Source organism: Cupriavidus sp. IDO (assembly GCF_000812465.1).
Lineage (GTDB): Bacteria > Pseudomonadota > Gammaproteobacteria > Burkholderiales > Burkholderiaceae > Cupriavidus.
This window is the reverse complement of sequence record NZ_JWMA01000037.1, coordinates 39302-46107: the sequence shown is the minus strand read 5'-3', so window position 1 is coordinate 46107 and position 6806 is coordinate 39302. Positions and strand designations below refer to the sequence as shown.

Here is a 6806-nt window from a genome sequence, read left to right as displayed (position 1 = left end):
AAGGAATCAAGACTATCTCTATCTGCGGCCATCTGTTTGCCCGCGAAATAGGGCTATCGTTCGATTACCAGACATAGTCGGGAAGGGCATATAGTGCCTCCTATATCGTGAACGATATAGGAGGCATACGACCGCAATGCACCTGTTGCAGGCGGGCGTTCCGTTCAACGTGATCGCCTTGTGGCTCGGTCACGAAAGTCCGATCACGACACACCGCTACGTCGAAGCTGACCTCGCGATGAAGGAGAAAGCCCTCGGTCGACTGGAAGCGCCTGACGCCAGGATTCGCCGGTATCAGGCCCCGGACTCGTTGATTCGATTCTTGCGGACGCTGTAACTATGCGTAGGCTTCGCCAGCCCCGATCGCACCACTCAAGGGGCTGGCTGCGACCACGATGACCATCTGCGCATAGTTGTGACCTGAGCATAGGGGTCGTAAGGCGCCTGTCGGCTCCTCTCAACTTAATCTTCGTGACGTTTGGACTTGAGCAGCCGGTTGCTCGCGGCGGACCTTGCACAACGGCCTGCATCGGGCTACCCAGCCTCAGCCGGAGCCAGGAGAGGTATCGTGCGCTCCCACCATGTGCGGGACTCAATCACTTCGGAGCAGCGCCGCTTTTAGTCAAGACGCGGCAACCGTAGCGCGATTCGCCAGATCTTCTGCTGTCAGGGAATTTCACCCTGTACTCCTTGCCGGTTAGCCGGCGAACACTGTATATTTATACAGTTGTCGTCGCATCCCGGAAAAGCTGGCTCCTGAAGTCAAGCCCGTGCGGCGCCTGCGCTTTCTCTCCCCCCACCTCGAAAGGCAATCATGTTCGTGGACCGCAACGAAATCATCAACGCCGCCAAGGCACTGCGCGCCAGCCAGGAAGAGTCCAGGTACAGCAAGCTCGTCGCGCTCGCGAACAAGCAACTCAAGGCAATGCAAACGGCAATCCAGAGGGGCAAGGAAGAATTCGAGACCAGACTGGTACTCGACATCAACGAAGACAATCCGCAAGCAGCGCTGGAACCGCGCGCGCAACGGCTAGCCGACGACCTCAGAACGCAGGGCTACACCGCAACGGTGACCACGTTTGCCGAGGTCAGCACCGACCGCAAGAACTGGACGCCGAATATCACGGTCGTCATCGGTCTGGGCGACATGGTTTCCGAAGACAACAACGCGATAGCGGAAAGCACGGTGACCGACGAAACGGAAGTCGCGCTGGCTGGCGAAGCTGCCAGTGAAATGGCCTGACAACAGGCGGGCAATCCGAGATAAGGACCGGCATCACGAAGCTTCGCGCACGGTCGCGTGCGTGATGGCTTTTCCAACAAGGGAAATCTGCACGCGGTCGCCGCTGGCACCGGCAAGCGCCTTCCCAGGTAGATCGAAAGCCGAGACCAGCCATGAGCGGACATGCACGGGTTAATTTCAGATAACACCGAGCCGAAGACAAGCAACTGGTAGGTCGCCGGTTCAACGCGTATCAACCTCTACAGCGACGATCGGACGTTGCGTCAGTCCAGCGTGAAGTGCCGGATGGCGGGATGTCGTCCTGATCCTTTCGCAGGCGCCACCACGCGGTCACCTATTCAGGTTATTTTCGGGCGTCATCGAGCCACCTACTCTCCAGCAGACGCAAGGGGCGCGGCGCAGTGCGCCCGCCAAAGGCTTGCGACGCTAAAGAAAGGAAGGGCGATGAATGCCTATCTGGCTCCCGCAGACGCGAGTGCAATCACGCCGACTTGTGCCCTGCAGGGCGCGATTGCGATCGCTGCATTTGCCTCGAACGCACTACTGTGCCGCGTCGCACTGTTCAACTACTGCATCGACGCAGCGACGTTCTCCGATATCCGGCTGCTGGCCGGAGGCGCGACGTTACTGGTCCTGACGAAGCTGAGACCGGAGTATGCTCGGCAGCCCAGTCCTGACCCTGACTGGATCTCGGCTACGGCGCTGGGGATTTTCGTGATCCTGTTCTCATTGTCGTATCTATCCCTCGGCGTCAGTTCCGGTGCGCTCGTGTTGTTCGGGACGGTACAACTGACGATATTTGTTGCCTGTCTCCTCAAAGGCGAACGCTTCCACCGCGTGGCGCTGATTGGCTATCTCCTGGCTATTGCCGGACTGTTATACCTGACCACACCCGGCGTCGGCGTTCCGCGAGTCTCCGGCTTGCTTATGATGGTTGGGGCAGGCGTGGCATGGGGGATCTATACATTGCGAGGCAGGCGAGCCGCAAGTCCACTCTCGGCAACGGCAGGAAACTTCCTGCGCGCGACCCCGATCTGCATCGTCCTCGGTTGGATGCTTAACGGCGATGCCCATGCGAGCGTAGCCGGAGTTGCCCTCGCTGTGGCGTCAGGCGCCGTGACATCTGCTATCGGCTTTGTCGTGTGGGGGTCGGTAATCCGAAAACTGCCGGCAATGTCCGCGGCCGCCATCCAACTACTGGTGCCGCCCGTTGCGGCGCTCGGCGGCGTTCTGTTCCTGCAGGAACCGGTGAGTACGCGCCTTGTTGTCAGTTTCGTTGCCGTCCTGCTCGGCCATCTGGCTGGCAGCGTCGGTTGGTGCCAGGCATAGCGTCAAGGCTCGATGTTAGTGATGCCTCCTTGGGGAAGATGCATTCTGCGCTTTCGTTGAGGCAGTCATTCAGTTTGCGGGCCGGCTTGGCTCGCCGCAGCCCATCTACGAGTCAGGTGCCACGATGAAAGCAGCAATTGGTTTCACCTTCACCTGCTGGCTGTCGGCTGCAATCCTGATTCTCGTAGATTCTACGGCCGCAATTGCGCTGAGCGGCGCGCCGGCCCTGGCGGGGTTGGATCTGTTCGCACCTTAGCCGAGCCGCTCCAATCCTCCGTACGATCCGCGCTGAGATTCTTGCGCAGACCGCTTGTGACAGGGCGAACTCAATGCCAGGCTACTACGCTCAATTGCCCCCAACGCCGCCGCGTCTGCAATTCGCTATCGCAACTTGCCGAGCCACAGCGCGGTGAGCGTCGAGCGATTCCGGACGTTGAATTTTGTGTAGATCGACTTGATATGGACATGAGTCGTGTTCGGACTTTGCTCGAGTTTCTGCGCGATCTGCTTTTCCGTCAGTCCGTCGAGCAGCCCCAGCAGCACCCTTCGCTCGGCCGACGTCAGCGAAGCATCGGCGATGAGCAGGCCGTGGCTGAGCAGTTGCTGCCGGTAGTACCATCTCAGCCCATGCATCACGAAGCCCAGAAGCTCGAGATCCGGCGCAGAGAAGCGGGGGGCTTGCAGATCGCGAAACACGAAAAGATGAATTCGCACATCATCGTTGAGCGAACAACGCACCTGGATGCTGTCGGCGTGACCGACTTCGAGGTAGTGGCGGCGATAGTGGGCACCTTCAAACCATTCGGCGGGCATCGCCTCGAAGAGCAGGTTGGCGCGGAACGGCTCGTTCCCCGACGCGGCCACGACATGTGACGAATCGACGTTGCCGGACCATAGCGTGTCGAACTGCTCCTGCACGGAAGCGACCATCGCGGGTACAGGATGCAGGAGCCGAACCAGGCGTGGACGCCAGCCGAACAGGGGATCCTTTCGCGCGAGCGAAGGTAATCGCACAACTACAGCCCAAAGTGCATTCTGTGCCGTGACCATCGCACAGAGCGTGGTTAGTAAATGGGTCAGCGCGGCATCGGCTTCGCCTGCGGAGAACTCGGCGAGCCGGTCCCAGAGTGCAAAGACGTCATCGCGGTGCGATTGGTTGGCGGAATCCGAGAGTGGATGCATGTCGTCCCCAGGAAGAACGGGCGAATCACCAATCTTCGGTGATCTTGGGCTCGCCTGACAATAGCCTTGGTGCGGAAGCGCTGACTTGGAGCCCGTCGACTGTTTTTCAGTCTGATATCAGCAATTGCAATGATTGTCTCGTTATTTTGGAGATCGACCTGCTCCTTCCACTTCATGGTTGTATCGCCGCAACCGGAAACAGGAAGAATGAATAAGGCCAGAAGGGAAACTCCGAAAACTATGCGCAAGGAGCGAACCAAGCGCATTGGTCATCGAACCGCCCATGATTGCCCCACAATTTGAACCGATTTGGTGGTAACGGACAATCTAGCAAGGAAATTCGCGCACCCACGACGCTCGAAGTGGGGTGTCACTGCGGCACAACACTCCGGCCCACAGCCCACGAGAATTGTGCCTACTTTGCAGAGCTCTTGACCCCAAGTTGCTTTGCTCGGAGCGCCGCATTGACCGCAGAACACAAAGGTCTGCTATAGGATTGAGAGCGGTCATCGGCAACCGGCTCGACCTACGGCCGTCGGTAGTTGCCTCTGGCGCGCGCGCACCCATGCGCGCGGGTGGGCCTACGTCGGAATCCGGCCATTTTGAGACTCTCGCCACCGCCCGCCTCACCCACGCCGCGTGCCGCGGGATTATCGCGCCTGGGTCGTTTTGATCGTCGATCACACGGCGCGCGGTAGCGGGTTCGCCGATATCGCCTGCCACGGCCAACAGGTCGGCGTCGTCAGTCGCTTTGATGGAGCGGGCCGTTGCGGCAACGTGGTGCCCCCGGCAGCGAAATGCTTTGCTCCCATGCCTTGCGAAGCGCCGGTGATAACGATGACCGGCTCACGCTACACCCCCTCCAGTTGTGGGTAGAAGCGGTGCAGTCCCGGGCTCAAAAACCTCCGAACCGCTCAGTAAGCGTCGGCGCGGCTATGCGCGGTTATCGTCGCCGACAGATGTTCGTGTTCAACGATGGGACGAGCGTATACCTCTGGTACGCGTTGGTTCCGAATTAGTCCAGTGGCGCGGCCTGTCGACGGATACTTTTGAAGGTACGGGCATTCGGAAGACATTCAGTAAGCCTTCACAAACGTCCGACGCAGGAGTCCGGATCGCTTCGCTTGATCGCCTGTACCGCACAGCGGAGTGTGCCCTGCAGCGAACAGCCTTCGACGCCATGGCCCACCTCGCGCATATCCAGGGACGTGTACCAATCACCAGTAGCGAGACAACACGGGCGCCCAGAGAGCCTGCCCCGATGGCCTCAGGCCGCTTCCCGAGCGACAGCCAGATAGGCGTGGATCTGCGACACAACCGCTGCGCCCTCGCCCACCGCGGTGGCCACGCGCTTGGTCGAGCCGGAGCGGACATCGCCGATGGCGAAGACGCCCGACACGCAGGTTTCCAGCGTATTGGACTGCAGCCCGGCGTCTATGCCGGTCAGCACGAACCCCTTGGCATCTACCCCCACATCGCAGCCGTCCAGCCACGATGTGTTCGGCTGCGCGCCAGTAAACAGGAACACGTGCTGCACCCGCATCGTCATCTGCGTGCCCATATTGCAATCACGCAGGGTTACGCCTGTCAGCCGCGTATTGCCTTCGAGGTCCACCACTTCGGTGCGGGCATGGACCGTGATGTTGCGCTGCGCGGCGATGCGGTCGATCAGGTAGCGCGACATGCTGGTGTCGAGGCTGTCGCCGCGAATCACAACGTGGACGTGCGCGACATGGGCGCCCAGGAATACGGCGGCCTGGCCGGCGGAATTGCCGCCACCCACCAGCATGACTTCCCGCTTGGCGCAGAGCTTGGCTTCCACCGGCGACGCCCAGTAGTAGACGCCACTCCCTTCGAACTCGGCCCGGTGCGGAATCGGCGGCCGACGGTACGCGGCGCCGCTGGCGATGATGACGGTACGCGCCTGGATTGTATCGCCGGCCCGCGTACGCAACTGGTGTATGGCGCCGCAATCGAGCCGTTCGATTTCCGTGGGAAAGGCGATATGCGCGCCGAACTTCTGCGCCTGCGCATAAGCATTGGTGGTAAGCGCATGGCCCGAAATGCCGGCGGGAAATCCCAGGTAGTTCTCGATGCGCGCGCTGGCACCGGCCTGACCGCCCGGCGACAACGCATCGAGCACGATCACGGGCAACCCTTCCGACGCCGCATAGACCGCCGCCGCCAGCCCGGCCGGGCCCGCGCCGACGATCGCCACATCATAGATCCGGCTGCCATCGATATGCGGCAGCAAGCCCAGGCACGACAGCACCTGCGTGGTATCGGGACGGCGCAGCACCGTGCCATTAGGGTCGATGACGAGCGGCAGATCGTCGTCGGTGGCATCGAACTTGCTGGGCATTTCCGCCGCTTCAGCATCGGCGTCGATGTCAACCACCGAGTACGGATAGTTGTTACGCCGCAGGAGCGCCTGCAGGTCGAACATGGCCGGATCGCTCCCACGGCCGATCAGCGTCGGCCCGCGTCCACGCTGGATCAGGGCCGTGCGGCGCAGCATCATCGCCTGCATGATCACCTCGCCGAGCGCGGCCTCGGCCACCATCAGCGCGCGCAAGCACGCCGGGCGCACGACGATGGCGCGCACATCCTCGATGGCGATGCCGTCGACGAGTTCGGGCGTGCCAGAAAGCTGGCCGATTTCGGCCAGAAAATTGCCGGGCCCCTGCTCGGAGGCCAGAGCGCTGTCACCGATCCCATCGCGCTGCACGATGCGCACACGCCCCTCGATGACGAGGATCATGCCATTGGCCGGATCCCCGGTACGTACCACGTACTCGCCGGCCTGCCAGGTCTGTTCCCGGCCATAGGGCGCGATGCGCGCGATATCGGCGGCGGATAAGTGCGGATACATCTGCCGCTGGTGCAAGACTACGACGGCCGGGACCGCATCCGGCACAGCGCCGGATACATCGGCGGACGACTTGTGTTGGGCGGAGATGTCCATGGCGGATGGATGTGGTGGCCTGCCTTGCGTGCAAGCGCATCGGTCCAGTCCTCGAAACGCAGTCGTGCACCGGGCGTGCCATGGCAA

At 61.3% G+C, this 6806-nt stretch carries 5 protein-coding genes and 2 pseudogenes; 4 read left to right on the top strand and 3 right to left on the bottom strand.

Annotation, left to right across the window (positions count from 1 at the left end):
- Nucleotides 1-121: 121 nt before the first annotated feature.
- The 4 genes and pseudogenes from RM96_RS13325 to RM96_RS40515 all read left to right on the top strand — a co-directional run.
- Nucleotides 122-337: pseudogene (locus tag RM96_RS13325) on the top strand (tyrosine-type recombinase/integrase); the annotation flags it as partial.
- Nucleotides 338-814: 477 nt separating this feature from the next.
- On the top strand, nucleotides 815-1243 hold the full coding sequence (locus RM96_RS13320) for a hypothetical protein (protein WP_039011109.1): 429 nt from the start codon (nucleotides 815-817) through the stop codon (nucleotides 1241-1243).
- Between the two features lie 444 nt (nucleotides 1244-1687).
- Nucleotides 1688-2572 carry a DMT family transporter gene (locus RM96_RS13315; RefSeq protein ID WP_052279492.1) on the top strand — a complete coding sequence of 295 codons (885 nt, stop codon included), beginning with the start codon at nucleotides 1688-1690 and terminating at the stop codon, nucleotides 2570-2572.
- Nucleotides 2573-2696: 124 nt separating this feature from the next.
- Complete coding sequence (locus RM96_RS40515; protein ID WP_274520184.1) at nucleotides 2697-2828, top strand: hypothetical protein; 132 nt, start codon at nucleotides 2697-2699, stop codon at nucleotides 2826-2828.
- A 125-nt stretch (nucleotides 2829-2953) separates the two neighbouring features.
- Here the strand turns inward: RM96_RS40515 and RM96_RS13310 are convergent, their stop codons facing one another.
- From RM96_RS13310 to RM96_RS13305, 3 genes and pseudogenes are all read right to left on the bottom strand, one after another.
- Complete coding sequence (locus RM96_RS13310) at nucleotides 2954-3754, bottom strand: helix-turn-helix transcriptional regulator (protein WP_035867197.1); 801 nt, start codon at nucleotides 3752-3754, stop codon at nucleotides 2954-2956.
- 675 nt (nucleotides 3755-4429) lie between these two features.
- Nucleotides 4430-4566 (bottom strand): annotated as a pseudogene (locus tag RM96_RS39960) (3-oxoacyl-ACP reductase); the annotation flags it as partial.
- 455 nt (nucleotides 4567-5021) lie between these two features.
- The gene (locus RM96_RS13305) at nucleotides 5022-6719 is read right to left on the bottom strand and encodes an FAD-dependent oxidoreductase (protein ID WP_039011108.1); all 1698 of its coding nucleotides are present in this window, start codon (nucleotides 6717-6719) and stop codon (nucleotides 5022-5024) included.
- Nucleotides 6720-6806: the final 87 nt, after the last annotated feature.

Coding starts and splice junctions, on each gene's coding strand:
- RM96_RS13315 (WP_052279492.1), top strand. CDS start 1,688: ATGAATGCCTATCTGGCTCCCGCAGACGCGAGTGCAATCACGCCGACT.
- RM96_RS13320 (WP_039011109.1), top strand. CDS start 815: ATGTTCGTGGACCGCAACGAAATCATCAACGCCGCCAAGGCACTGCGC.
- RM96_RS13305 (WP_039011108.1), bottom strand. CDS start 6,719: ATGGACATCTCCGCCCAACACAAGTCGTCCGCCGATGTATCCGGCGCT.
- RM96_RS13310 (WP_035867197.1), bottom strand. CDS start 3,754: ATGCATCCACTCTCGGATTCCGCCAACCAATCGCACCGCGATGACGTC.
- RM96_RS40515 (WP_274520184.1), top strand. CDS start 2,697: ATGAAAGCAGCAATTGGTTTCACCTTCACCTGCTGGCTGTCGGCTGCA.